Raw genomic sequence first — 23998 nt, 5'->3', positions numbered from 1 at the left:
CCCGCCCCCGCGCCCAGCGCCGCGCCGACGCCCATCTCGAAGGCGGCCCCGGCCGCCGCGCCGGCGGCGGCAGCCAAGCCGGCCCCTGCCGCCTCCGCGGCCACGGGGACCTATTACCTGCAGGCAGGCGCCTTCCGGGGCGAAAACGACGCGGAAACCCTGAAGGCCCGCATCATCCTGCTGGGCCTGCCGGTCGCCGTGCAAAAGGCCGAAGTGAACGGCAAGCCCATCAACCGGGTCAGGGTAGGGCCGTTTGCGCGCCTGGACGACATGAACCGCGCCCGCGGCAGGCTGGGCGAGAACAAGATCGAAACCGCGGTGGTGCGCCAATAAGGGCGCGCCTCGCGGGCGCAGGCATTGAACTTATCCGGCCCTGGGCCTGTCTGTAACTTTTTACTCAGGAACCTCTCATCCATGCTGTCCTCCAAGATTATTCGCATCCTGGCCGCGGCCGCGCTGACCGCCACGGCTTTCTTCAGCCCGGCGAGCCACGCCCAGGGCACGCAGCAATACGTGCCCATCAATCCGCCGCTGCCGTCGGACACGCCGGGCAAAGTGGAAGTCCTGGAGTTCTTCGCCTATACCTGCCCGCACTGCGCCGCGATCGAACCGCTGGTCGAAGACTGGGCCAAGACCGCGCCCCCCGACGTGGTGCTCAAGCAGATCCCCATCGCGTTCAACGCCGGCATGAAGCCGCTGCAGCAGCTCTACTACACGCTGCTGGCCCTGGACCGTCCCGACCTGCACGCCAAGGTCTTCACGGCCATCCACGGCGAGCACAAGCGCCTGTTCGACAAGAAGGCCATGGGCGAGTGGGCCGCGTCGCAGGGCGTGGACCGCGCCAAGTTCGATTCGGTCTTCGATTCGTTCAGCGTGCAGACCCAAGTGCAGCGCGCCACCCAGCTGGCCGACGCCTACCGCATCGACGGCACCCCGTCGTTCGCCGTCGGCGGCAAGTTCATGACCTCGCCGGTCATGGCGGGCAACAGCTACGAAGGCGCCCTGAAGGAAGTGGACAAACTGATCCCGATGGCGCGCCAGTAATACGCCACCATCCGCATCGGCAACGCCCCGAGCCCAACGGCCGGGGCGTTTTTGCATCTTGCGCCCTCGCAAAACCGTGGCCCGGCCTTGGCAAGAACGGACGCCCCAGGCGGAGCGGCAAGCGCACGTAGTACGCGCGGCGCGGGAGCATTACACTTTCCGCACAATAAATCGCCGCGACAGCGGCATCCAACGGGTGGAAGACAAATGAAACAGCGATTCCTGCGCAGCCGCGCGGCGGCGGGCCTGTGCCTGGCCCTGGCCGCTGGCCTGGCCCATGCCAGCGACGCCGACGGCGTGAAGATCGGCGTCCTTACCGACATGGCGGGCGTCACCGCCGATGCCACCGGAAAAGGCTCCGTCGAGGCGGCCCGGCTGGCCATCGAGGAAATGGGCGGCAGCGTGCTGGGCAAGCCCATCTCCCTGGTATCGGGCGACCACCAGCACCGCCCCGACATCGGCAGCAGCATGGTGCGCAAGTGGTACGACACCGACGGCGTGGACGTGGTCGTGGACGTGCCCAACTCGTCGGTCGCGCTGGCGGTGCAGGGCATCGCGCGCGAAAAGAAAAAGCTGGTGCTGTTCTCCAGCCCCGGCACCACCGCGCTGACGCAGGCGCAGTGCTCGCCCTACGGCGTGCAATGGACCTACACCACCTACGCGCTGTCGCGCGGCACAGCAACCGCGGTGGTAAACGAAGGCAACAAACGCTGGTTCATCCTGGCCTCGGACTACGCCTTCGGCAAGCAGCTCGCGGCGGACACCGAAGCCGTGGTCAAGGCCAATGGCGGCGAAGTGGTGGGCACGGTCTACCACCCCTTGAACGCCTCGGACTTCGCGTCCTTCCTGCTGCAGGCCCAGGGCTCCAAGGCGCAGATCATCGCCATCGCCAACGCGGGCGGCGACACCATCTCGGCCATCAAGCAAGCGGCGGAATTCGGCATCGGCAGCACGCAGCGCCTGGCGGCCATGCTGCTGCTGATCACCGACGTGCACAGCCTGGGGCTGCAGGCGGCGCAGAAAACCTACCTGACCGTGCCGTCCTACTGGGACATGAACGATGGCACGCGCGCCTTCACCAAGAAGTTCGAGGCCCGCGTCGGCCGTCCTCCCACCTTCCTGCAGGCGGGCGTGTACGGCTCCGTGCGCCACTACCTGCAAGCAGTGAAGGCGGCCGGCACAACCGATTCCGATGCCGTCATGGCGAAGATGAAGTCGCTGCCCATCGACGACCCCTTCAGCCTGAACGCGCGCATCCGCCAGGACGGGCTGGTGGTGCGCGACATGATGCTGGCGCAGGTCAAGACGCCTGAACAATCCAAGGCGCCCTGGGACTACTACAACATCGTGCGCAACATTCCCGGCGACGCGCTCGCCTGGCCGCTGTCGGAAAGCCAATGCCCGTTGACCAAGCCATGAGCCCGCCCCTGGCGCTGGCCGATTTCGGCAGTTTCTACGCGGGCGGCAGGCAGGTGAACATCACCGGCCTGCCGCAACGCGAGATCGCGTTCACCCAGAGCGCCTCACTGAACTACGACCCCAACGGCCTGTATCACTTCGAGCAGGCCTACGTGCAGTACTTCATCCCGGCGCAGTTGGCCCAACCCCTGCCCATCGTGTTGCTGCACGGCGGCGGCATGACGGGCGCGATGTGGGAACAGACCCCCGACGGCCGGCCGGGCTGGCTGCAGCATTTCCTGCGGCAGGGGCACGCGGTGTACGTGGTCGACAACGTCGAGCGGGGCCGGGCGGGCTGGGCGCCCTTCACGGAGGTCTGGCCGGAGCCGCCCATCATCCGCAACGCTGAGGAAAGCTGGTCGCTGTTCCGGTTCGGCCGCGCCGAAGACTACGCCGCGCGGCGCGCCTTCGATGGACTGCGCTTTCCGCTGGCGGAGTTCGACAACTTCATCCGTCACGCGGTGCCACGCTGGCTGGGCAATAACGATGCGGCCCTGCAAGGCTTTTGCGCCGTGCTGGATCGCGTCGGCCCTTGCCTGGTGCTGGCGCACAGCCACGGCGGCGAAGTGGCCTACCGCGCGCTCCACGCCAGGCCCGAGCTGGTGCGCGGCGTGATCGGCATCGAGCCCTCGGGGTTCTCGCCCGATGTGGCCGCCGCCAGCGTGGCGGACAAGCCCTTTCTGTTCGTCTATGGCGACTACCTGGACGCCACCCCGCTCTGGGAGCGGCTGTGCGTCACGGGCAAGGCCTATGCGGACGAACTGGCGCGCCACGGCGCGCGGGTCGAGACCTGGCGCCTGGCCGACATGGGCGTGGCGGGCAATTCCCACATGCCCATGATGGACGACAACAGCGGCGACATCGCCGCGCGCATCGGCGCCTGGATACGCGGCGCGGCCATCTGACCGCGCCGCCTTCACGTCACCCCTGGACGGCCGCCGCCTTGTCCAGGGCCTGCGCCAGGTCGGCGATGATGTCCTCGGGCGACTCCAGGCCGATGTGCAGGCGGACCAGCGCGTTATCGCCTTCGCCCCAATAGCGGTGCTTGGACAAATCCTTGCCCGACACCAGCTGCACCAGGCTTTCGTAGCCGCCCCAGGAAAAGCCGATGCCGAACAGCGTCAGCGCATCCACGAACTGGCGCGCCGCCGCTGGCGACAGGCGCAGCTCGACGGAGAGCATGCCGTTGGAGCCCGTGCAGTCGCGCTGCCACAGGGCATGGCCCGGATCCTGCGGCCAGGCCGGATGGAACAGGCGCACGGTCTCGGGACGGCTCTTGAGGAATTCGCACACCTGCATGGCATGGCGCGCGTGCTGCGCCATGCGGATCGGCATGGTCCGCACGCCGCGCAACGCCAGCCAGGCGTCGTCCGCGCTGATGGAGTAGCCCATGGCGTACTGCGTGCGGTTCAGCTTGCGGGCGATCGCTTCGTCGTTGGTGACGACGGCGCCCAGCATCAGGTCGGAATGCCCGCCCACGTATTTGGTGCCGGCGATGACGGACACCTGCGCGCCCAGGGTCAGCGGGCGGTAGATATAGCCCGAACCCCAGGTGTTGTCGGTGGTCAGCACCAGGCCGTGGCGCTGCGCGACGGCCGCCATCGCGCCCATGTCCAGCATCTCGAACAACAGCGACCCCGGCGACTCCACGTACAGCAGCTTGGTGTTCGGACGCACCAGCTCGTCCAGGTCCTCGCCGGCCGCGAAATAGGTGATCTCAATGTTCATGCGCTTCAACACGGCATCGTCCAGCTCGCGCATCGGCCCGTACACGCAGTCCGAGATCAGGGCGTGGTCGCCCGCCGAGCACAGGGCCAGCATGACCATGGTCATCGCCGACAGGCCCGACGACGCCAGGTAGCAGTGCGTGCCGCCTTCGAGCTGCGTGAAGACCTGCTCCAGCGCGGCATGCGTGTCCATGCCCATGCGACCGTAGGTGCTCGCGCGGCCGCCGGCAGCCTTGCTGCGCTGCGCCTGCTCAAGCGCGGCGATGTTCTCGAAGCGCACCGTGCTGGCCCGCATCGGAGGCAGCGGCACGGGCGCAGTGCCGGTCTCGGGGTTGAACGGGGCGGTGCCCGCATGCTGCAGGATGGTGTCGATGTGTTTCGTAGGCATCTTCTGGAGGACGGCTGGCTAGTGGAAAGGCGGGAAAGAGAAACGGATAGGATGAACCTTAGAGCATTTTGGGTTGGATTGTTGACGTTGGGTTTTGTGAGGCTGGAGTTCTTGAGCCGCCGGTGTCCGGACTGCGGGATTCCGATGCTCGCCCCAGTGGGGCTGCGCTTCGGATCCCTCCGCCCGGCCCCCGGCTCACGAAATCTGCCCGCGGCAGAGGGGGAAAAGGCCTCCACGCCGCACCTTCGGCTTGCTGCCCCCCAAGGGGGCGTTTTTGCCTTGGGGCGGCCCAGCGGCAAAAAAAACCATCGCATGACGCGGCTGTCAGCCGAGGACCCCGGAGCCATCCGAAGCGCAGCCCCAATGGGGCCGAGCATCGGAATGGCGCAGGGCAGCCTCGGCGGTTTAGAACCCTGACATCCGCAAACTCGAAGCCCTGTCTCTAGTCCGTGACCCAACTAACGGTCTCGGCCTGCTCCGCCCGGCGGGTTCGGTAGCTGTTGGCGGGATGCGCGGTATCGGCGTAGCCAAAGGAAATCCCGCAGACCACACGGCGGCCCTCGGCGATGCCCAGTTCCGAACGCAGCACTTCCGGGTACATGGCCAGCGACGCCTGCGCCACCGTCGCCACGCCATTGGCCTGGGCCGCCAGCATGAAATTGGCAACATAGCCGCCGCAGTCCACCGCCCCGTACTCGCCCAGCGCCGCATCAGTGGTGATGATCGCCACGTGCGGAGCGTCGAACAGCTGGAAATTACGCATCTCCTGGCGGCGATACGCCTCGCGGTCTCCGCGCTCGACGCCCACCGCGCCGTAGAGCTGGAAGCCCGACTCGCGCCGCCGCGCCAGGTACTCGCCCTGGTACTCGCGCGGGAAGGGAAAGTCCGGCGTGAAGCCGGCCTCATCCGCGCGGCGCTGCAACGCGCTACGCAAGCGGTCCGTGCCCGCCCCCTCGGTAATCGCCACCTGCCAGGGCTGGCAGTTGCACCAGGAGGCCGTGCGCTGTGCCAGGGCCAGGATGCGCTCGATGGTGGCGCGGGCCACCGGGTCGGGCAGGAACGCCCGGCAGCTGTGGCGCGCGTGCAGCCAGGATTCGAGCGGGGCGTCCGGGCGCGTATCGGTGCTGGTTGAATCGGCCGTGCGCGGCTGCGCAAGATTGGGGGGCATGGACTTGTCTCTCCTTGTCGGGCCCGGAACGTCCCGCCGGGGACGCATAGGGCGCTCATTGATACGAATGCCTTTATGATGCCATCTCCGGCCTCGCGGTATCCGGCCGACCCGTTCCAGGCGAAACCCATGCTGCCCATCGATACCCTGATCACCTTCTTCGGCATTGCCGTGCTGCTGGCCCTGACCCCCGGGCCCGACAATATTTTCGTGCTGATGCAGTCGGCCATCTGGGGCCGCAAGGCGGGCATGTATGTGGTGTTGGGGCTATGCACGGGCCTGCTGGGGCATACCGCCGCCGTAGCCGTGGGATTGGCCGCCGTGTTCGCGGCCTCGCCCGAGGCCTTTACCGTGCTCAAACTGGCGGGCGCCGCGTACCTGACTTATCTGGCCTGGCAGATCCTGCGCGCGCCGGTCGGGGCCGATGCCGGCACGCGCCCGGAGCCCATGAAGCCGGGCGCGCTGTACCGCCGCGGCATCGTAATGAACCTGACCAACCCCAAGGTGCTGCTGTTCTTCTTCGCCTTCCTGCCGCAATTCACTTCGCCCGCGCGCGGGTCCGTGGGCGTGCAGACCATGCAACTGGGCGCGGTCTTCATGGTGTCCACGCTGCTGGTGTTCGGCGCCATCGCGTTCTTTTCGGGCGCATTCGGCGAACTGCTGCAGCGCTCGGCGACCGCCAAGCGCTGGCTGAACCGGATCGCCGCGCTGGTATTCGTGGGCCTGGCCCTGCGGCTGGCGACCGCCACGCGCTAAGGGCGCGGCGCCGCCTTGCCGGCTGCGGTCAGGTAGCCGAAAACCGCATGATTCCGTCCGCGCCCAGCTCACGCTTGAGCTTGCCTTCGAAGTAGAGGGCATGCAGGTGCGCCAGCGCCTCGCCCATGGCGAAGGTCAGCTGGTGCAGGTCCAGTTTGCGCTTGAAGAGCACGGGCACGATGTCCGACGTGGACTGGGGCTGGCCCGTACAGGCTTCCAGCACTTCCGCCAGGCGGTCGCGGTGATGGTCGTGCTGCTGGGTGATGCGCTCGTGCAGGCCCTTGAACGGCCGGCCGTGCGCAGGCAGCACCAGCGTGTCCTCGGGCAGGTCCGCATAGCGGTCCAGCGAGCGCAGGTAGAGCGGCAGGGGGTTCGCGTCGGGCTCGTAGTCGAACACGCTGACGTTGGTGGAAATGCGCGGCAGCACCATGTCCCCCGAGATCAGCACGCCCAAGTCCGGCGAGAACAGCGATGCATGTTCCGGCGCATGCCCGTAACCCACGATCACGCGCCAGTCACGCCCGCCGATGCGGACCTGGTCGCCGTGCAGGATGCGCGTGTAGCGCGACGGCATCGCCGGCACCAGATTGGGATAGTAGTTGGCGCGCTGGCGGATCTGTTCCTGCGCGTCCGGATCGGTCAGGCCGTGGCGGGCGAAATGCTCCACCGCCGCCTGGCCGCCGGGGCCCGCGCCCGCGTCGCCGCGGCGCGACGACCACAGCGAGGCCACCATGAAGTCCGTCATCGTCATCCACAGCGGGGCGTTCCAGCGCTCGCACAGCCAGTGGGCCAGGCCGACGTGGTCGGGGTGCATGTGGGTGACCAACACGCGCAACACGGGCAGGCCTTCCAGCTCGTTCTCGAAGACCTGTTCCCACAGCGCCTTGACCTCGTCGCGCGCAATGCCGCAATCGACGATGGTCCAGCCGTCCTTGCCGTCGATGTTGTCGCGCAATAGCCAGAGGTTGATATGATCCAGCGCGAACGGCAAAGGCATCCGTATCCATTTGACCCCTTCCGCCACCACGTGCGCGCGGCCGGCCTCGGGTTGGAAATCGGCCCAGGGGTACTGCAATTTCTGCTCGTTGGGGTTCATTGCCTCTCGCTCCACGCTTGACGTTCGAGTCAAGTCATCATAATTTACGTTTACGTAAACTGCCACACCTCGCATGCCCTCGTCAACCTGGACCATCTCCGAACTCGCGCGCGAGTTCGACGTCACGCCCCGCACGATCCGCTTCTATGAAGACCAGGGGATCGTCAGCCCGGCGCGCGAGGGGCGCAACCGCATCTTCGGGCCGCGCGACCGCACGCGCCTGAAACTGGCCCTGCGCGGCAAGCGCCTGGGCCTGCAGTTGTCCGAGATCCTGACCCTGATCGACATGTATGACGGCCCGGGCGACACCGAGGTCCAGCTGCGCCAGTACCTGAGCGTATTGCAACAGCACCGCGCCACCCTGGAACAGCAGCGCCGCGACATCGAAGACACGCTGCAGGAAATCTCGCTGCAAGAGCGGCAATGCCGCGAACTGCTCGCTCAGAAGCCCTGAACATCCAGGCGCGGACGCAGGCCCCAAGGCTGCGTCCGCGGCCCGGCGATCAATCCGCCTTGATGTTGCCTTCCTTGATGAGGCGGGCATTGCTTGCGTATTCCGCCTGCACCTGCTTGACGAAGGCGTCGCCCGCGGCGGTGCCGGGTTGCAGGTACGACTTGGCCAGCAGATCCTGGAATTCGGGGCTGGCCACGGCCTTCGCGAGCGCCGCCTGCAGCGGCTGCGCCACCGCCGGCGGCAGGTTTGCGGGTGCGAACACGCCGAAGTTCGAGTAGTACTGCGCCTGCGGCAGCTTCAGTTCGGCCATGGTCGGCACGTCCGGCCAGGCGGCCAGCCGCTGCGGGGCCATCACGGCCAGCGGCTTGAGCGCGCCGTTGGCGACGTGCGGCAGCACCACGTCGCTATTGACCACCAGCAGTTCCACCACGCCGCCCAGTCCGTCGGTCAGCGCCTGGCTGTTGCCGCGGTAGGGCACGTGCAGCATCTTGGTGCCCGTCTGGGCGGTGACCGCCGCCATGCCGATGTGGGCGACGGTGCCCTGGCCCGGCGTGCCATAGCGCACGCCGTCCGGGTGCGACTTGGCGTAATCGACGAGGCCCGCGAAGTCCTTCACGGGCAATGCCTTGGTCGCCACGATGGCCACGGGCGCCACGGCCACGCTGGCCACCGGCGTCAGGTCCTTCATCGGGTCGTAGTTGGTCTTGGCCAGGTGCGGGAAGATCGTCAGCGGGCTGGTGGAGGCCAGCAGCAGCGTCGTGCCGTCCGGCTGCGCGCGCGCCACGAAATCGGTGCCGACCGATGCGCCGGCGCCCGGCTTGTTCTCGACGATGACGGTCGCGTTCGCTTCCTTGCGCAGCACGTCTCCCAGGCGGCGTCCGATCGCGTCGGCGCTGCCGCCCGCGGTATAGGGCACCACCAGCGTAACGGGCTTGGCCGGCCAGCCTTGCGCCATCGCGCCGCCGGCCAGGATTGCCAGGGCCGTCCCCACGGCCTTGATCAACAAAGTCTTCTTTTTCATGTTGTCCTAATGATGATGTTGCGTAGCACTGCGACAGGAAATGCGGGGGCCTGAATACCTTCAGGCCAGGTAACGCTGGGCCAGGCGGATCCAGTAGGAGGCGCCCGACGGAATCAGGGAATCGTTGAAGTCGTAGCTGGCGTTGTGCAGCATGCAGGGTCCCAGGCCGTGGCCCGCCATGCGGTGCTCGCCGTCGCCGTTGCCCAGGAAGACGTAGCAGCCGGGCTTTTCCTGCAGCAGGAAAGCGAAGTCTTCCGAGGCCATGGCCGGCTCGATCACGCGGGCCTGGTCCTCGCCCGCGACTTCACGCATGACTTCCATGCAGAACTCGGTTTCGGCCGCGGTATTGACGAGCGCCGGGTAGCGGCGCTCGAAGAACACGTCGGCCTCGCAGCCATGCGCGGCCGCGATGTTGCCGGCGATTTCGTTCATGCGGCGCTCGATCAGGTCGACCACCTCGCTGCGGTAGGCGCGCACCGAGCCGCCCAGCCAGGCGGTGTTGGGGATGACGTTGATCACGCTGCCGCCCGCCTGCACCTGGGTGATCGACAACACGGCGGCGTCCAGCGGGCGCTTGCTGCGCGTCAGGATGGTCTGCAGCGACTGGCCGATGGCGAACAGCGCCGGCACCGGGTCGTTACAGTCCTGCGGCGCCGCGGCATGGCCGCCCTTGCCCCGCACCGTGATCTTGAAACCGTTGGCGGCCGCCATCATCGGGCCGGCGCAGGCGCCGAAGGTGCCGGCGGGCAGGCCCGGCCAGTTGTGCATGCCGAACACGGCCTCGCAGGGGAAGCGTTCGAACAGGCCGTCCTGGATCATGGCCCGGCCGCCCGCGCCGCCTTCCTCGGCCGGCTGGAAGCACAGGTACACCGTGCCGTCGAAGCCGCCCGCCGTCTGCAGATGCTGCGCCGCCGCCAGCAGCATGGCGGTGTGGCCGTCATGGCCGCAGCCGTGCATCTTGCCCTCGTGGCGCGAGCGGTGCTCGAACTGGTTCTCTTCCTGCATGGGCAGCGCATCCATGTCGGCCCGCAGCATGATGGCGCGGCTGGACGTGCCGCGCCGGATCACGCCGACCACGCCGGTCTTGGCGATGCCCGTATGCACCTCGATGCCCCAGCCACGCAGCGTGTCCGCGACCACCTTGGCGGTGCGGTGCTCTTCATAGCAGAGCTCCGGGTGGGCATGCAGGTCGCGCCGCAGCGCCACAATTTCGTCCAGGTTGGATAGTTCCAGCACAGCAAACTCCGTCGCAGTCATTCAAGGTTCAAGGATCGGCTGGAATAGTACCCATGGCAACTCCCCCGGGAGAATGCATTTACCTAGGGATAACCCGACTCCAATTTACGTTTACGTAAACGTAATATTTGCAGTGCATCATTGCCTTGCGATGACCGATCGGCGCATCATGAGCCACGCGGGGCAATTTGGCGCCGACAGCGGGCGCCCATATAAAAGTAAGTACCTACTATCACGGAGACAGCGATGAATCTTCCCGGCCTGAACTTCGACTTGGGCGAAGATCTGGACATGCTGCGCGACGCGGTGCGCAATTTCGCGCAGGCCGAGATCGCGCCGCGCGCCGCAGAAGTCGACCGCAGCGACCAGTTCCCGATGGATCTCTGGCGCAAGTTCGGCGAACTCGGCGTGCTGGGCATGACGGCCGACGAGGAATACGGCGGCGCCAACCTGGGCTATCTCGCCCACATGGTCGTGATGGAGGAAATCTCCCGCGCCAGCGCGTCTGTCGGCCTGTCCTACGGTGCCCACTCCAACCTGTGCGTGAACCAGATCAACCGCAACGGCACGGCGGCCCAGAAGGCCAGGTACCTGCCCAAGCTGATCTCCGGGGAACACGTGGGCGCGCTGGCCATGAGCGAGCCGGGCGCCGGTTCCGACGTGGTCAGCATGAAGCTGCGCGCCGAGAAAAAAGGCGACCGCTACGTGCTGAACGGCACCAAGATGTGGATCACCAACGGCCCCGACGCGGACACCCTGGTGGTCTACGCCAAGACCGATCCCGAGGCGCATCAGCGCGGCATCACCGCCTTCCTGGTGGAAAAGGGCTTCAAGGGCTTTTCCGTGGCGCAGAAGCTGGACAAGCTGGGCATGCGCGGCAGCCACACCGGCGAACTGGTGTTCCAGGATTGCGAAATCCCCGAGGAAAATGTGCTGGGCCAGGTCAACGGCGGCGTCAAGGTGCTGATGAGCGGCCTGGACTACGAACGCGCCGTCCTGTCCGGCGGCCCGCTGGGCATCATGCAGGCCGTGATGGACGTGGTCGTTCCCTATATCCACGACCGCAAGCAGTTCGGCCAGGCCATCGGCGAATTCCAGCTGATCCAGGGCAAGGTCGCCGACCTGTACACCACGCTGCAGGCCAGCCGCGCCTTCTGCTACCAGGTCGGCAAGAACCTGGACAAGCTGGGGACGGAACACGTGCGCCAGGTCCGCAAGGATTGCGCCGCGCTGATCCTGTACACGGCCGAGAAGGCCACCTGGATGGCGGGCGAAGGCGTGCAGATCCTGGGCGGCAACGGCTACATCAACGAATACCCCGTCGGCCGCCTGTGGCGCGACGCCAAGCTGTACGAGATCGGCGCCGGCACCAGCGAAATCCGCCGTATGCTGATCGGCCGCGAGCTGTTCAACGAAACCGCCTGAGCGCGCCGCCATGATCCGCTTGTCCGACGTCCAGCACATCGAGCAGGCCCCCGCCCCGGGGCCCTCGCCGCTGGACGTCGCGCAGCTGATCCTGGCGGGGTTCGACCGCCACTACGCGCTGTTCCGCTATAGCGCCCAGCGCGCCAAGGCGCTGTTCGAATCCGGCGACTGGCACGGCATCCAGCACCTGTCGCGCGAGCGCATCGAGTACTACGACATGCGGGTGCGCGAGTGCGCCTCGCAACTGGAAGGCGCGCTGCGCGGGCGGGCCGGCGGCGCAGCCCCGGGCGCGAACGGCGCCGACGCCCCCGCGCCGCTGGACGCGGCGAAAACCGCGTTCTGGCAGCAAGTGAAGCAGGAATACGTGGGCCTGCTGGGCGAGCACCGGCAACCCGAATGCGCCGAGACCTTCTTCAACTCAGTGTCGTGCCGCATCCTGCACCGCGACTATTTCCACAACGATTTCCTGTTCGTGCGCCCGGCCGTGGCCACCGACTACCTGGACAGCCACAAGCCGTCTTACCGGGTGTACTACCCGGTGGCCGAAGGCCTGCAGAAAAGCCTGATCCGCATGGTGGCCGATTTCGGCCTGGCGCTGCCCTTCGAAGACCTGCCCCGCGACACCCGTCTGCTGGCGCGCGCGGCGGTAAAGCAGCTGCGCGCCCAGCTTCCCCGCCACGTGGGCCGGCGCATCGCCAGCGATTGCCAGATCCACGCGCTGGGTTCGCTGTTCTTCCGCAACAAGGGCGCCTACATCGTCGGCCGCCTGATCAATCAATCCACGGTGTATCCGTTCACCGTGGCGCTCACGCGCAATCCGGCCGGCCAGGTCCGGCTGGATGCCCTGCTGCTGGGCGCGGACGACCTGAGCACCCTGTTCAGCTTCACCCGCGCCTACTTCCTGGTCGACATGGAAACGCCGGCCGCGGTGGTGAACTTCCTGTCCAGCCTGCTGCCGCGCAAGCCCAAGGCCGAGCTCTACACCATGATCGGCCTGCAGAAGCAGGGCAAGACGCTGTTCTACCGCGACTTCCTGCATCACCTGGCCCATTCGCGCGACGCGTTCGACATCGCGCCCGGCATCAAGGGGATGGTGATGTGCGTGTTCACGCTGCCGTCCTATCCCTACGTCTTCAAGCTGATCAAGGACCACATCGACAAAGACGGCATGGACCACGCGACCGTGCGGCGCAAGTACCAGATGGTGAAACTGCACGACCGCGTGGGCCGCATGGCCGACACCTGGGAATATTCCCAGGTGGCGCTGCCGCGCGGCCGTTTCGCGCCGGCGCTGCTGGATGAGCTGCTCCGGCTGGTTCCCAGCCTGATCGAGGTCACGGGCGACACGGTGCTCATCCGCCACGTCTACATCGAACGGCGGATGACCCCGCTCAACCTGTACCTGCAACAGGCATCCGACGCGCTGCTGGACCCGGCCGTGCGCGAGTACGGCGACGCCATCCGGCAATTGGCCGCGGCCAACATCTTCCCCGGCGACATGCTGTACAAGAACTTCGGCGTGACGCGGCTGGGGCGGGTCGTCTTCTATGACTACGACGAAATCCAGCGCATGACGGAAATGAATTTCCGGCGTATCCCGCCCGCGCCCAACGAAGAGGCGGAAATGGCGTCGGAACCCTGGTACGCCATCGGCCCGAACGACGTATTTCCGGAAGAATTCGGCCGCTTCCTGCTGGGCGACGCGCGGGTGCGCGGCGCCTTCATGCGTCACCATGCGGACCTGCTGGAGCCGCAATGGTGGCAGGCCTGCCGCACGCACGTTGCGCAAGGCCGGATTGAAGAATTTTTCCCTTACGATACGGACAGACGCCTGCGTCCGGAACGCCCGCCGGGCACCGACGCGGCCTCGTAACCCGAGCTGTCCCGCCCCTCACAGGAGCTAGTCATGTCAGATCCCATCGTCATCGTTTCCGTCGCCCGCACGCCCATGGGCGGCATGCTGGGCGCCTTGTCCGGCCTGGCCGCGCACGAACTGGGCTCGGTCGCCATCAAGGCCGCCGTCGAACGCGCGGGCATCAAGCCCGAGCAGGTCGAAGAAGTCATCATGGGCAACGTGCTGCAGGCCGGCCAGGGCCAGGCTCCCGCGCGCCAGGCCGCGCTGGGCGCGGGCCTGCCGCTGGGCGTGGCTTGCACCACCATCCACAAGGTGTGCGGATCGGGCCTGAAGGCCGCCATGTTCGGCCATGACCTGCTGGCCGCGGGCAGCGCCAACATCGTCGTCGCCGGCGGCCAGGAAAGCATGAGCAACGCGCCGTACCTGCTGCTCAAGGGCCGCCAGGGCTACCGCTACGGCCACAACACGGTTTACGACCACATGGCCCTGGACGGCCTGGAAGACGCCTACGACAAGGGCAAGGCGATGGGCGTGTTCGCCGAAGACTGCGCGTCCAAGTATTCCTTCACCCGCGAGCAGCAGGACGCTTTCTCGCTGGAGTCGCTGCGCCGCGCCCGCGCCGCGTCGGAAGACGGCAGCTTCAAGTGGGAAATCGCCCCCGTCACCGTGGCCGGCCGCAAGGGCGACACCGTGATCGACACCGACGAAGCCCCCACCAAGGCCATGCCGGAGAAGATCCCCACGCTCAAGCCCGCGTTCAAGAAGGATGGCACGGTCACCGCCGCCAACTCGTCCTCGATCTCCGACGGCGCCGCCGCGATGGTGCTGATGCGCGCCTCCACCGCCGAGAAACTCGGCGTGAAGCCGCTGGCCCGCATCGTGGCCCACAGCCAGCATTCGCAGGAACCCAACTGGTTCACCACGGCCCCCGTGGGCGCGCTGAAGAATCTATTCGCCAAGACCGGCTGGAAGGCCGAGGACGTGGATCTGTACGAAATCAACGAAGCCTTCGCGGTGGTGACCATGGCCGCCATGGCCGATTTCAAGCTCCCGCATGAAAAGGTCAACGTCCACGGCGGCGCCACCGCCCTGGGCCACCCGATCGGCGCGTCCGGCGCCCGCCTGATGGCTACGCTGGTCGGCGCGCTGCGCAAGACCGGCGGCAAGCGCGGCGTCGCCACGCTGTGCATCGGCGGCGGCGAAGCCGTGGCGATGGCCATCGAAATGATCTAACGCGGCATCGGCGCAGGCAGGCCCTCCGGGGCTTGCCTGCGCCAGACGGATTCCGCTGCGCCTTTTTTGCATGGCGTTGTGCGCGACGGGTCGGTCGCGCGCCATGCAGGAAAGGCGCAACGAAATCCCTCTCCGGCACCGATTCCGGCAAGCATGCCCGCCGCACCGGGCAACGAGACAAACCGCTCGACGAGCGCCTTCAAATTTCCAACAAGCAGGACGGGTGGAACCCCATGCCCATCATCGAATCCCGCATCAATACGCGGTCGCAGGACTACACCGACAATGCGCGTGCCATGCAGGCGCAGCTGGACGATCTGAACGAGAAACTGGCGCACACCGCGCTGGGCGGCAGCGAAGCCGCGCGCGCCAAGCACGTGGCGCGCGGCAAGCTCCTGCCCCGCGACCGCGTCGAGAACCTGATCGATCCGGGCACCCCGTTCCTGGAACTGTCGCCCATGGCGGCCCACGGCATGTATGGCGGCGAAGCGCCGGGCGCCGGCGTCATTACCGGCATCGGGCGCGTGGCGGGCACCGAATGCGTGATCGTCTGCAACGACGCCACGGTCAAGGGCGGCACCTACTATCCGATGACGGTCAAGAAGCACCTGCGCGCGCAGGAAATCGCCGCGCAGAACCACTTGCCCTGCGTCTACCTGGTGGATTCGGGCGGCGCCAACCTGCCACAACAGGACGAGGTGTTCCCCGACCGCGAACACTTCGGCCGAATCTTCTACAACCAGGCGCAGATGTCCGCGCAGGGCATCTCGCAGATCGCCGTGGTGATGGGCTCCTGCACCGCCGGCGGCGCCTACGTGCCCGCCATGAGCGACGAGTCCATCATCGTCAAGAACCAGGGCACCATCTTCCTGGGCGGCCCGCCGCTGGTGAAAGCCGCCACGGGCGAGGAAGTCAGCGCCGAGGACCTGGGCGGCGGCGACGTGCACACGCGCCTGTCCGGCGTGGCCGACCACCTGGCCGCCAACGACATGCACGCGCTGCAGCTGGCGCGCAACGCGGTAGCGCGCCTGAACCGCAAGAAGCCTCAGCCGCTGGCCACCGTGCCGGTGCGCGAACCACGCTACGACCCGAGCGAACTCAACGGCATCATTCCCGCCGACACGCGCAAGCCCTACGACGTGCGCGAAGTCATCGCACGCATCGTGGACGGCTCCGAGTTCGATGAATTCAAGGCGCGCTTCGGCCCCACCCTGATTACCGGCTTCGCCCATATCCACGGCATGCCGGTGGGCATCGTCGCCAACAACGGCATCCTGTTCTCGGAGTCCGCGCAGAAGGGCGCGCACTTCATCGAGCTGTGCGCGCAGCGCAAGATCCCGCTGGTCTTCCTGCAGAACATCACCGGTTTCATGGTGGGCCGCAAGTACGAGAACGAAGGTATCGCCCGCCACGGCGCCAAGATGGTGACGGCAGTGGCCACGGCCAACGTGCCGAAATTCACCGTGCTGATCGGCGGCTCGTTCGGCGCCGGCAACTACGGCATGTGCGGCCGCGCGTATTCCCCGCGCATGCTGTTCATGTGGCCCAACGCCCGCATCTCGGTCATGGGCGGCGAACAGGCGGCCAGCGTGCTTGCCACGGTCAAGCGCGACGGCATCGAGGCCCGCGGCGGCCAGTGGTCGGCGGATGAGGAAACCGCCTTCAAGACACCCATCCGCGAACAGTACGAACGCGAAGGGCACCCGTACTACGCCACCGCGCGGCTCTGGGACGACGGCATCATCGCGCCGTCCGACACGCGGCGCGTGCTGGGCCTGGCGTTGTCTGCGGCGTTGAACGCGCCCATCGAAGACACGAAGTTCGGCGTATTCCGGATGTAGGGCGGCCGGGCCGCCTACTCCGCAGTTCAAAAATAATTTCAGACTGGATGACATCCATGTTCGACACTTTGCTGATCGCCAACCGCGGCGAAATTGCCTGCCGCGTGGCCGCTACCGCCCGCCGGATGGGCATCCGCACCGTCGCGGTGTATTCCGACGCCGACGCCAATGCCCGTCACGTCGCCGCCTGCGACCAGGCCGTGCACATCGGCGGCGCCGAGCCGCGCGCCAGCTACCTGCGCGCCGACGCCATCCTGCAAGCCGCGCGCGACACCGGCGCGCAGGCCATCCACCCCGGCTATGGCTTCCTGTCCGAAAACGAAGACTTCGCGAAAGCCGCCGCCGACGCCGGCATCGCCTTCGTCGGCCCGCCCGCTTCCGCCATCGCGGCCATGGGCAGCAAATCCGCCGCCAAGGCCCTGATGGAAAAAGCCGGCGTGCCGCTGGTGCCGGGCTATCACGGCGACAACCAGGACCCGCAATTCCTCAAGACCCAGGCCGACGCCATCGGCTATCCCGTGCTGATCAAGGCCAGCGCCGGCGGCGGCGGCAAGGGCATGCGCGTGGTGGAATCATCGGGTGCCTTCCTGGATGCGCTGGCCTCCTGCCAGCGCGAGGCCGCATCCAGCTTCGGCGACGACCGCGTGCTGATCGAACGCTATCTGCAAAAGCCGCGCCACATCGAAATCCAGGTGTTCGCCGACACTCACGGCAACTGCGTCTATCTGTTCGAGCGCGACTGCTCGGTGCAGCGCCGCCACCAGAAGGTCATCGAGGAAGCCCCCGCGCCCGGCATGACCGAAGCGCGCCGCCGCGCCATGGGCGAGGCCGCCGTGGCCGCCGCGCGCGCCGTGGGCTACGTGGGCGCGGGCACGGTGGAATTCATCGCCGAGCCCGATGGCCGCTTCTATTTCATGGAAATGAACACGCGCCTGCAGGTCGAGCACCCGGTCACTGAAATGATCACGGGGCACGACCTGGTGGAATGGCAGCTGCGCGTGGCTGCCGGCCAGCCGCTGCCCGCGCGCCAGGAAGACCTGCGCATCCAGGGCCACGCCATCGAGGCCCGCATCTACGCCGAGAACCCCGAGAAGGGCTTCCTGCCGTCCATCGGCACCCTGGCCTACCTGGGCCTGCCGGCGCACACAGCGTTCACCAACGGCGACATCCGGGTCGACGGCGGCGTGCGCATGGGCGACACGATCACGCCTTACTACGACCCCATGATCGCCAAGCTGATCGTGCATGGCGCGGACCGCGACCAGGCCCGCGCCCGTATGCTGCAGGCCCTGGCGCAGACTCAGGCCGTGGGCGTGCAGACCAACGTCGCGTTCCTGTCGCGGCTGATGAAGGACAGCGCCTTCGCCGCCGCCGACCTGGACACCGGCCTCATCGAGCGCCAGCGCGCCACGCTGCTGCCCGAGCCCGAAGCCGCCAGCGCTTCGGTACTGGCCCTGGCCAGCGCCGCGGTGCTCGTGCGCCAGGGCCTGGGCGCGACGGGCAAGGCCGGCGCCGATCCCTGGGACGCCCGCGACGGCTGGCGCCTGGGCGGCCGCTACCACCGTGAACTGCAATGGGTGGACAACGGCACGGCCCGCAAGGCGGTCATCGCGCGCGACGGCGCGGCCTGGACGCTGGACTGCGGCGACGGCCCGCAGGCCTTCCTGTGGCGCGCCCACGCCAGCGCCAACCCGAACCTCGCCTACGGCCTGCGCATCACGCTCGACGGCCACGAAAGCGCCGGCACGGTGGTGCTGCATGCCGGCCGCGCCAACGTCTTCACCGACGCCGGCTCCCACATGCTGGAGCTCTACGACCCGCTGGCGCATTCGCAAGACACGCAGGGCGAACACGGCGGCGGGCTGACCGCGCCCATGCCGGGCAAGATCATTTCCATCTCGGTCAAGGCCGGCGACACCGTCGAGAAAGGCCAGCCCCTGCTGGTCATGGAAGCCATGAAGATGGAGCACACCATCTCCGCCCCTGCGGACGGCAAGGTGGAGGAAGTGTTCTATGCCGTGGGCGACCAGGTAACGGAAGGCGCGGAGCTGGTGGCGATCGGCGAATAAGCCCATGCCAGCGGCGGTTAGCGCCGCTTGAACGGATCGGGGCGGCTCACGGGCCGCCCCGTTTTTTTCTGCTGTCGGTGCGCCGCAGCAAATCAATTTATGCGTTTTACACAATCATTTAGAGAAATAGATTGTTCTTGTTATAGATAAGCCCGCACTCCTATGCTCGTCTCAACGTCATCCGACAGCAACGAGGAGAGATTCCCATGAGTGCGGTTATGCAAACCAAGGCATCGCCCGTGAGCATGGTGCCGGCCGGAATAGACCTGGTCGAGTACTACTACGAGCGGGGCTTCACCGACGGCTTGCCGGTTGTGCCGCCGACCCGGGAAAAGATCGACGAGATCGTGGCCCGGCTGGGCGGGGACGCAGACTTCGTAGAAGCCCGCGTCGCACCGCGCTGGGGCGAGCTTACGCGTGAAGTCCTGGCCATCAACATGGTGATGGCCGGCTGCAAGGCCGAATACGCGCCGGTGGTGCTGGCGGGCGTAAAGGCCATTACCGACCAGGCCTTCAACCTCAACGGGGTGCAAGCAACCACGCACGTGGCCTCGCCCCTGCTCGTGGTCAACGGGCCGATCGCCCGCGAAATCGGCATGAACGGCGGCGTCAACGCTTTCGGCTCCGGCAACCGCGCCAACGCCACCATCGGCCGGGCCTTGCGCCTCATCATGCTCAACGTGGGCGGCGGCTGGCCCGGCGACCTGGACAAGAGCACGCTGGGTCACCCCGGCAAATACACCTACTGCGTCTGCGAGAACGAACTGCAAAGCCCGCTGGCGCCGTATCACGTGGAGCACGGCTACAAACCCGAGGACTCCACCGTCTTCGCGATGGCGGCCGAGGCCCCGCACAGCGTGACCAACCATATCTCGAACGACCCCGAAGGCATCCTCGATACGATGTGCTCGGCCATGAGCACCATCGCCTCCAACAGCGCGGTGCTGGGCGGCCATATCGCCGTGGTGCTGGGCCTGGAGCACGCGCAGACCATCGGCAAATATGGCTGGTCCCGCGCCGACGTGCGCAACTACCTGTACGTCAATCACGGCAACCGCTTCATCGACCTCGCTTACGGCCACCGCTACGGCAAGGTCTACAACCGCAACCTGCCCAAGTACTACAAGCGCGAGGACGACACCCGCATCCCCATCGTGCACAGCCCCGACCATATCCATCTATTCGTGATGGGCGGCGAGGCCGGCCGCTTCTCCGTGCTGATCCCGGGCTGGGGCAGCATGAGCACGCCGGTGCTGCGCGCGGTCGACGGCGCGAACGCCGAGAGTTCCGATTGCACCAGCGGCGCCTGCGCCATCTAGCCAGGCAGCGGCCTGCGAAACCAGGAGAGAGACATGTTGATGAATGACGCGGAAAAAGTCGCGGTATTCGATCCGCGCGGCGTGCTGCGCTTCGAGGACGCGCCGGTGTCGGCGCGCAAGAAAAGCCTGGCCGGCCTGCGCCTGGGCATTCTGGACAACTCCAAATGGAATGCCAACAAGCTGTTGCGCGGCGCCGTCGCCGCCTTGAGCGAAGCGATTGGATTCGCCGAGGTGAACTACTACGTCAAGCACAGCTTCTCCAAAGACGCGGCGCCTGAATTGATCGCGCGCATCGCGGCCGAGAACGACATCGTGCTGACCGCCATCGGCGATTGCGGCTCGTGCTGCTCGGCCTGCGTGCGCGACTCGATCGCGCTGGAACGCCTGGGCCTGCCCAGCGCGGTCATCATCACCACCGAGTTCGCGCGTGAAACCGAACTGACGCGGCAGGCCATCGGCATGAAGACGTTGGAGCCCGTCGTGATCGCGCACCCGGTCAGCTCCATCACGGCCGATGAAATCGCGCAGCGCGTGGCGCAGATCAAGGAGCAGGCGCAACAGGTCTGGCTGGGAACCAAAGCGCCAATGGCGCTGCGCGTGGCGCTTCAGTAGCGGCGGCGTTCCATCGCGGCGCGCCGCGGCGCAAACGGGGAGGGGAAAGATGGGCGCACTGTCGCACTTGCGGGTGCTGGACCTTTCGCGCGTGCTGGCCGGCCCCTGGGCCAGCCAGTTGCTGGCCGACCTGGGCGCGGAAGTCATCAAGATCGAGCGCCCCGGCCTGGGCGACGATACCCGCGGTTGGGGGCCGCCGTGGATCAGCGATCCCCAATGGGGCGAGGTGGCGCAATCGGCCTATTTCGCCGGCGCCAACCGCAACAAGAAATCCGTCGCCGTCGACATCGCCACGCCCGAAGGCCGGCGTCTGGTGGCGGCGTTGGCGGCGCAGTGCGACGTCTTCATCGAGAACTTCAAAGTGGGCGGCCTGCAGGCCTACGGCCTGGACTACGACACGCTGAAGCGCGCGCATCCGGGCCTGGTGTACTGCTCTATTACGGGTTTTGGGCAGAGCGGGCCTTACGCTGGCCGCCCCGGCTACGACTTCCTGGTCCAGGGCATGGGCGGCCTGATGAGCATCACCGGCCGCGAAGACGGCCAGCCCGGCGCCGGGCCGTTGAAGGTAGGCGTGGCGCTCACTGACATCCTGACCGGCCTGTACGCCACCGCCGGCATCCAGGCGGCGCTGGCGCACCGCGACCGCACGGGCGAGGGCCAGCATGTCGATGTGGCCCTGCTGGACGTGCAGGTCGCCGTGCTGGCCAACCAGGCCATGAACTTCCTGGCCAGCGGCCGCGAACCGGCGCGCCTGGGCAACGCTCACCCCAACATCGTGCCGTACCAGGATTTCGCCACCCGCGACGGCTACGTCATCGTTACCGTGGGCAACGACACGCAGTTCCGCAAGTTCTGCGGCGCGCTCGGCCTGCCGGACCTGGCGGACGATCCGCACTACGCCAACAACACCGCGCGGCTGGCTTCGCGCGACACGCTGATCCCGTTGATCCAGGCGCGAATGGCGCTGTATCCCAGCGCGCACTGGCTGCGCGAGCTGGAGGCGCTGGGGGTGCCTTGCGGCCCCATCAATGGCCTGGCCGAGGTGTTCGCCGACCCGCAGGTCCTGCAGCGCGGCATGCGCGTGCCGATGCCGGACGCGCAAGCGGGCTGTGCCGACCTGGTCGGCAACCCGCTGCATCTTTCAGCGACACCCGTGGAATACCGCAGCGCTCCACCGGTGCTGGGCTCCCACACAGAGCCGGTACTGCGCGAAGTGCTCGGACTGGCGCCGCAGGCGCTTGCCGAACTGCGGCGCAATGGCGCGATCGCAGTCGGACCCTGAGCTGTTCCCACACAAGAAGGCGACAAGGGAGACAAACCATGGAACCATCCGTTCACGCTAAGGCAGCCGTCAGTCCCACCAGGCGCCGCCTGCTCATCGGCACCGCCGGCGCGGCCCTGAGCGTCATCGGCGGCGGCGCCCGCGCGCTGGCCGCAAGCGATTACCCGTCCAAGCCGCTGCGGGTCGTCATCCCCTATCCGCCCGGCGGCCCGACCGATATCGTCGGCCGCATCGTCTCGGCCACGCTCTCCGAGAAGCTCGGCCAATCCGTCGTCATCGAGAACCGCCCGGGCGCCAGCGGCATGATAGGCGCCGACATGGTGGCCAAGGCCGCGCCGGACGGCTACACGCTGCTCATCAATGTGTCGGGGCAGCTGATCAATCCTTCGCTGTACCCCAACATGTCGCACGATCCGCTGAAGGACTTCAGCGGCATCACCAACCTGGCCTCCACGCCCATCCAATTGATCGTCAGCGCCAATTCCCCGGTGCGCTCGGTGGCGGACCTGATCGCCCTGGTCCGCTCCCAGCCCGGCCGCCACAACTTCGCCTCGTCCAGCAATGGCACGCCCGGGCATCTGGCCGGCGAAGCGTTCAAAGCGGCGGCCAAACTCGACGTAACCCACGTGCCGTACAAAGGCAGCGCCCCCGCGCTGACGGATGTCGTCGGCGGCCAGGTCACCTACATGCTGGACTCCATGCCATCGTCGATCGCCTTGGTGAAGGGTGGCAAGCTGCGCGCGCTGGCCGTCACCGCGCCGCAACGCGTGGCCGCGCTGCCGGACGTGCCGACCTTCGCCGAACTCGGCTACCCGACGGTCAACCTCAGCACCTGGTACGGCATGTGGGTCCCGGCGAAAACGCCCCCGAATCTGATCGCGCGCCTTTACCGCACGGTCAGCGGCATCCTGCAGCAGCCGGACGTGCGAACCCGCCTGATCGAGGCGCAGGCCATGCCGATAGGCGATACGCCGGAACACTTCGACGCGTACTGCCGCAGCGAGGCCAAGCGGTACGCGGAACTCGTGAAGCTTGCCGGCATCCGGCTGCAATAGGCCCTAGCGGCGCCGCGAACGCGCCGGAGCAACAACCTGAACCCAATCGCTGCGCAATTGCGCCAGGAAGCCGTTGGCGCTTGGGGTCAGGCCGCGGTCCTTGAGAAACACCACGCCGATCGCCTGGCTCAAGGCCGGCCTGGTCAGCGGCCGCGCCACCAGGTCCGCGCTCAGCGCGGCCGGCACCGCGCCGCCCGGCACAATCGCCACGCCCACCCCCGCCCAGACAAACTGCATCACGGTAGCGAACTGGCTCACGGTAACCGTATGCCGCAGGGGAACGCCGGCAATCGCCGCATGGCTGTCGATCAGCCGCCGGGTCTGCGCCTCCCGGGGCAGCGATACCTGGGCGTACGGCGCCAGCGCTTCCAGCGTCACCCCGGCCCGCGCGGACAGCGGATGATTGCGCGGCATCACCACATGAAAAGCCTCGCGGCCCAGCGACACCACCGAAAACTCGTTCGGCACGTCATCGATATAGGTGATGCCCATGTCCGCGACGCCGCTGCGCACGTCATCCATCACGGTGCCGTGCACGCCTTCGCGCACCTGCAATTCGATGCCCGGGCGCGACTCGCGATACCGGGCGACGATGCGAGGCAATTGCGTGTAGGCCACCGACATTACCGCCGACACAATATTGCGGCCGCGCAATTCGTCGGAGATTTCGCGCATGTTCTCCACGGAAATGCGCAGATCGGCCAGCACCCGCTGCGCCAGCGTCACGAACTCCTGGCCCGCCGCCGTGGTCTCTACGCGCCGCGTGGAGCGATGAAACAGCGCAACCCCCAGGGCCTTCTCCACCCGCTGCACGGTGCGCGTCAGCGCCGGCTGGGAAACATTCATCGTCAACGCCGCGGCGACGAAGCTGCCGCATTCAGCGAGTGTGCAGATTGCCTGCAGCTCGCGCGAGCGCAGATCGGGAAGCGTGGCCATGGCTGGAATACCCGTCGGAAGTG

21 protein-coding genes are annotated in these 23998 nt (G+C 67.2%); 15 read left to right on the top strand and 6 right to left on the bottom strand.

Going from position 1 to position 23998, the window contains the following annotated elements; genetic code table 11:
* From AGI3411_RS13520 to AGI3411_RS13505, 4 genes are all read left to right on the top strand, one after another.
* The coding region (locus AGI3411_RS13520; RefSeq protein WP_208748092.1) for an SPOR domain-containing protein at window positions 1-333 on the top strand (333 nt) is incomplete at its 5' end.
* Between the two features lie 81 nt (window positions 334-414).
* On the top strand, window positions 415-1044 hold the full coding sequence (locus tag AGI3411_RS13515) for a thiol:disulfide interchange protein DsbA/DsbL (RefSeq protein WP_129527877.1): 630 nt from the start codon (window positions 415-417) through the stop codon (window positions 1042-1044).
* A gap of 207 nt (window positions 1045-1251) precedes the next feature.
* Window positions 1252-2463, top strand: a complete 1212-nt coding sequence (locus AGI3411_RS13510; protein ID WP_129527876.1) for an ABC transporter substrate-binding protein — start codon at window positions 1252-1254, stop codon at window positions 2461-2463.
* Window positions 2442-3407, top strand: a complete 966-nt coding sequence (locus tag AGI3411_RS13505) for an alpha/beta hydrolase (RefSeq protein ID WP_208748090.1) — start codon at window positions 2442-2444, stop codon at window positions 3405-3407. Before AGI3411_RS13510 ends, AGI3411_RS13505 begins: the two co-directional genes overlap by 22 nt.
* A gap of 16 nt (window positions 3408-3423) precedes the next feature.
* Here the strand turns inward: AGI3411_RS13505 and metC are convergent, their stop codons facing one another.
* The gene (gene metC, locus AGI3411_RS13500) at window positions 3424-4617 is read right to left on the bottom strand and encodes a cystathionine beta-lyase (RefSeq protein ID WP_129527875.1); all 1194 of its coding nucleotides are present in this window, start codon (window positions 4615-4617) and stop codon (window positions 3424-3426) included.
* Window positions 4618-5059: 442 nt separating this feature from the next.
* Window positions 5060-5785: a nitroreductase gene (locus AGI3411_RS13495; RefSeq protein WP_129527874.1), complete on the bottom strand. Its 726-nt coding sequence runs from the start codon at window positions 5783-5785 to the stop codon at window positions 5060-5062.
* A 129-nt stretch (window positions 5786-5914) separates the two neighbouring features.
* Between AGI3411_RS13495 and AGI3411_RS13490 the strand changes: the two genes are divergently transcribed.
* Window positions 5915-6541, top strand: a complete 627-nt coding sequence (locus tag AGI3411_RS13490; RefSeq protein ID WP_129527887.1) for a LysE family translocator — start codon at window positions 5915-5917, stop codon at window positions 6539-6541.
* Window positions 6542-6569: 28 nt separating this feature from the next.
* On the opposite strand, the gene AGI3411_RS13485 is transcribed toward AGI3411_RS13490, so the two are convergent.
* Window positions 6570-7637 (bottom strand): MBL fold metallo-hydrolase, encoded by a 1068-nt coding sequence (locus AGI3411_RS13485; protein WP_129527873.1) that lies wholly within the window; start codon window positions 7635-7637, stop codon window positions 6570-6572.
* A gap of 73 nt (window positions 7638-7710) precedes the next feature.
* On the opposite strand from AGI3411_RS13485, the gene AGI3411_RS13480 reads away from it, so the two are divergent.
* On the top strand, window positions 7711-8091 hold the full coding sequence (locus AGI3411_RS13480; RefSeq protein ID WP_062681471.1) for a MerR family transcriptional regulator: 381 nt from the start codon (window positions 7711-7713) through the stop codon (window positions 8089-8091).
* 49 nt (window positions 8092-8140) lie between these two features.
* On the opposite strand, the gene AGI3411_RS13475 is transcribed toward AGI3411_RS13480, so the two are convergent.
* Together AGI3411_RS13475 and AGI3411_RS13470 are read right to left on the bottom strand one after the other, a co-directional pair.
* Window positions 8141-9112 (bottom strand): Bug family tripartite tricarboxylate transporter substrate binding protein, encoded by a 972-nt coding sequence (locus AGI3411_RS13475; RefSeq protein WP_129527872.1) that lies wholly within the window; start codon window positions 9110-9112, stop codon window positions 8141-8143.
* 60 nt (window positions 9113-9172) lie between these two features.
* Window positions 9173-10348 (bottom strand): M20 aminoacylase family protein, encoded by a 1176-nt coding sequence (locus AGI3411_RS13470; RefSeq protein WP_129527871.1) that lies wholly within the window; start codon window positions 10346-10348, stop codon window positions 9173-9175.
* A 246-nt stretch (window positions 10349-10594) separates the two neighbouring features.
* Between AGI3411_RS13470 and AGI3411_RS13465 the strand changes: the two genes are divergently transcribed.
* The 9 genes from AGI3411_RS13465 (at window position 10595) to AGI3411_RS13425 (ending at window position 23039) form a co-directional block, all read left to right on the top strand.
* Window positions 10595-11773, top strand: a complete 1179-nt coding sequence (locus tag AGI3411_RS13465) for an isovaleryl-CoA dehydrogenase (RefSeq protein ID WP_129527870.1) — start codon at window positions 10595-10597, stop codon at window positions 11771-11773.
* 10 nt (window positions 11774-11783) lie between these two features.
* Entirely contained in the window at window positions 11784-13646 is a 1863-nt protein-coding gene (gene aceK / locus AGI3411_RS13460; RefSeq protein ID WP_129527869.1) for a bifunctional isocitrate dehydrogenase kinase/phosphatase, read from the top strand.
* A gap of 33 nt (window positions 13647-13679) precedes the next feature.
* The gene (locus tag AGI3411_RS13455; RefSeq protein ID WP_129527868.1) at window positions 13680-14861 is read left to right on the top strand and encodes an acetyl-CoA C-acetyltransferase; all 1182 of its coding nucleotides are present in this window, start codon (window positions 13680-13682) and stop codon (window positions 14859-14861) included.
* Between the two features lie 233 nt (window positions 14862-15094).
* Window positions 15095-16702 (top strand): carboxyl transferase domain-containing protein, encoded by a 1608-nt coding sequence (locus AGI3411_RS13450; protein WP_129527867.1) that lies wholly within the window; start codon window positions 15095-15097, stop codon window positions 16700-16702.
* A 56-nt stretch (window positions 16703-16758) separates the two neighbouring features.
* Complete coding sequence (locus AGI3411_RS13445) at window positions 16759-18771, top strand: acetyl/propionyl/methylcrotonyl-CoA carboxylase subunit alpha (RefSeq protein ID WP_129527866.1); 2013 nt, start codon at window positions 16759-16761, stop codon at window positions 18769-18771.
* A gap of 206 nt (window positions 18772-18977) precedes the next feature.
* Window positions 18978-20090: a hypothetical protein gene (locus AGI3411_RS13440; RefSeq protein WP_129527865.1), complete on the top strand. Its 1113-nt coding sequence runs from the start codon at window positions 18978-18980 to the stop codon at window positions 20088-20090.
* 33 nt (window positions 20091-20123) lie between these two features.
* Window positions 20124-20702, top strand: a complete 579-nt coding sequence (locus AGI3411_RS13435) for a UGSC family (seleno)protein (RefSeq protein ID WP_129527864.1) — start codon at window positions 20124-20126, stop codon at window positions 20700-20702.
* A gap of 49 nt (window positions 20703-20751) precedes the next feature.
* A complete protein-coding gene (locus AGI3411_RS13430) occupies window positions 20752-21984 on the top strand; it encodes a CaiB/BaiF CoA transferase family protein (RefSeq protein WP_129527863.1) in 1233 nt (410 codons plus the stop codon).
* A gap of 38 nt (window positions 21985-22022) precedes the next feature.
* On the top strand, window positions 22023-23039 hold the full coding sequence (locus AGI3411_RS13425; RefSeq protein WP_129527862.1) for a Bug family tripartite tricarboxylate transporter substrate binding protein: 1017 nt from the start codon (window positions 22023-22025) through the stop codon (window positions 23037-23039).
* A gap of 3 nt (window positions 23040-23042) precedes the next feature.
* Here AGI3411_RS13425 and AGI3411_RS13420 read toward each other — a convergent pair whose 3' ends face one another.
* A complete protein-coding gene (locus tag AGI3411_RS13420; protein ID WP_129527861.1) occupies window positions 23043-23975 on the bottom strand; it encodes a LysR family transcriptional regulator in 933 nt (310 codons plus the stop codon).
* Window positions 23976-23998: the final 23 nt, after the last annotated feature.

This window comes from Achromobacter agilis (assembly GCF_900496965.1).
GTDB lineage: Bacteria > Pseudomonadota > Gammaproteobacteria > Burkholderiales > Burkholderiaceae_B > Achromobacter > Achromobacter agilis.
The sequence above is the reverse complement of the archived record's forward strand: the minus strand, read 5'-3'. Positions and strand labels throughout refer to the sequence as shown.

Coding starts and splice junctions, on each gene's coding strand:
- AGI3411_RS13515 (WP_129527877.1), top strand. CDS start 415: ATGCTGTCCTCCAAGATTATTCGCATCCTGGCCGCGGCCGCGCTGACC.
- AGI3411_RS13510 (WP_129527876.1), top strand. CDS start 1,252: ATGAAACAGCGATTCCTGCGCAGCCGCGCGGCGGCGGGCCTGTGCCTG.
- AGI3411_RS13505 (WP_208748090.1), top strand. CDS start 2,442: ATGCCCGTTGACCAAGCCATGAGCCCGCCCCTGGCGCTGGCCGATTTC.
- metC (WP_129527875.1), bottom strand. CDS start 4,617: ATGCCTACGAAACACATCGACACCATCCTGCAGCATGCGGGCACCGCC.
- AGI3411_RS13495 (WP_129527874.1), bottom strand. CDS start 5,785: ATGCCCCCCAATCTTGCGCAGCCGCGCACGGCCGATTCAACCAGCACC.
- AGI3411_RS13490 (WP_129527887.1), top strand. CDS start 5,915: ATGCTGCCCATCGATACCCTGATCACCTTCTTCGGCATTGCCGTGCTG.
- AGI3411_RS13485 (WP_129527873.1), bottom strand. CDS start 7,637: ATGAACCCCAACGAGCAGAAATTGCAGTACCCCTGGGCCGATTTCCAA.
- AGI3411_RS13480 (WP_062681471.1), top strand. CDS start 7,711: ATGCCCTCGTCAACCTGGACCATCTCCGAACTCGCGCGCGAGTTCGAC.
- AGI3411_RS13475 (WP_129527872.1), bottom strand. CDS start 9,112: ATGAAAAAGAAGACTTTGTTGATCAAGGCCGTGGGGACGGCCCTGGCA.
- AGI3411_RS13465 (WP_129527870.1), top strand. CDS start 10,595: ATGAATCTTCCCGGCCTGAACTTCGACTTGGGCGAAGATCTGGACATG.
- aceK (WP_129527869.1), top strand. CDS start 11,784: ATGATCCGCTTGTCCGACGTCCAGCACATCGAGCAGGCCCCCGCCCCG.
- AGI3411_RS13455 (WP_129527868.1), top strand. CDS start 13,680: ATGTCAGATCCCATCGTCATCGTTTCCGTCGCCCGCACGCCCATGGGC.
- AGI3411_RS13450 (WP_129527867.1), top strand. CDS start 15,095: ATGCCCATCATCGAATCCCGCATCAATACGCGGTCGCAGGACTACACC.
- AGI3411_RS13445 (WP_129527866.1), top strand. CDS start 16,759: ATGTTCGACACTTTGCTGATCGCCAACCGCGGCGAAATTGCCTGCCGC.
- AGI3411_RS13440 (WP_129527865.1), top strand. CDS start 18,978: ATGAGTGCGGTTATGCAAACCAAGGCATCGCCCGTGAGCATGGTGCCG.
- AGI3411_RS13435 (WP_129527864.1), top strand. CDS start 20,124: ATGTTGATGAATGACGCGGAAAAAGTCGCGGTATTCGATCCGCGCGGC.
- AGI3411_RS13430 (WP_129527863.1), top strand. CDS start 20,752: ATGGGCGCACTGTCGCACTTGCGGGTGCTGGACCTTTCGCGCGTGCTG.
- AGI3411_RS13425 (WP_129527862.1), top strand. CDS start 22,023: ATGGAACCATCCGTTCACGCTAAGGCAGCCGTCAGTCCCACCAGGCGC.
- AGI3411_RS13420 (WP_129527861.1), bottom strand. CDS start 23,975: ATGGCCACGCTTCCCGATCTGCGCTCGCGCGAGCTGCAGGCAATCTGC.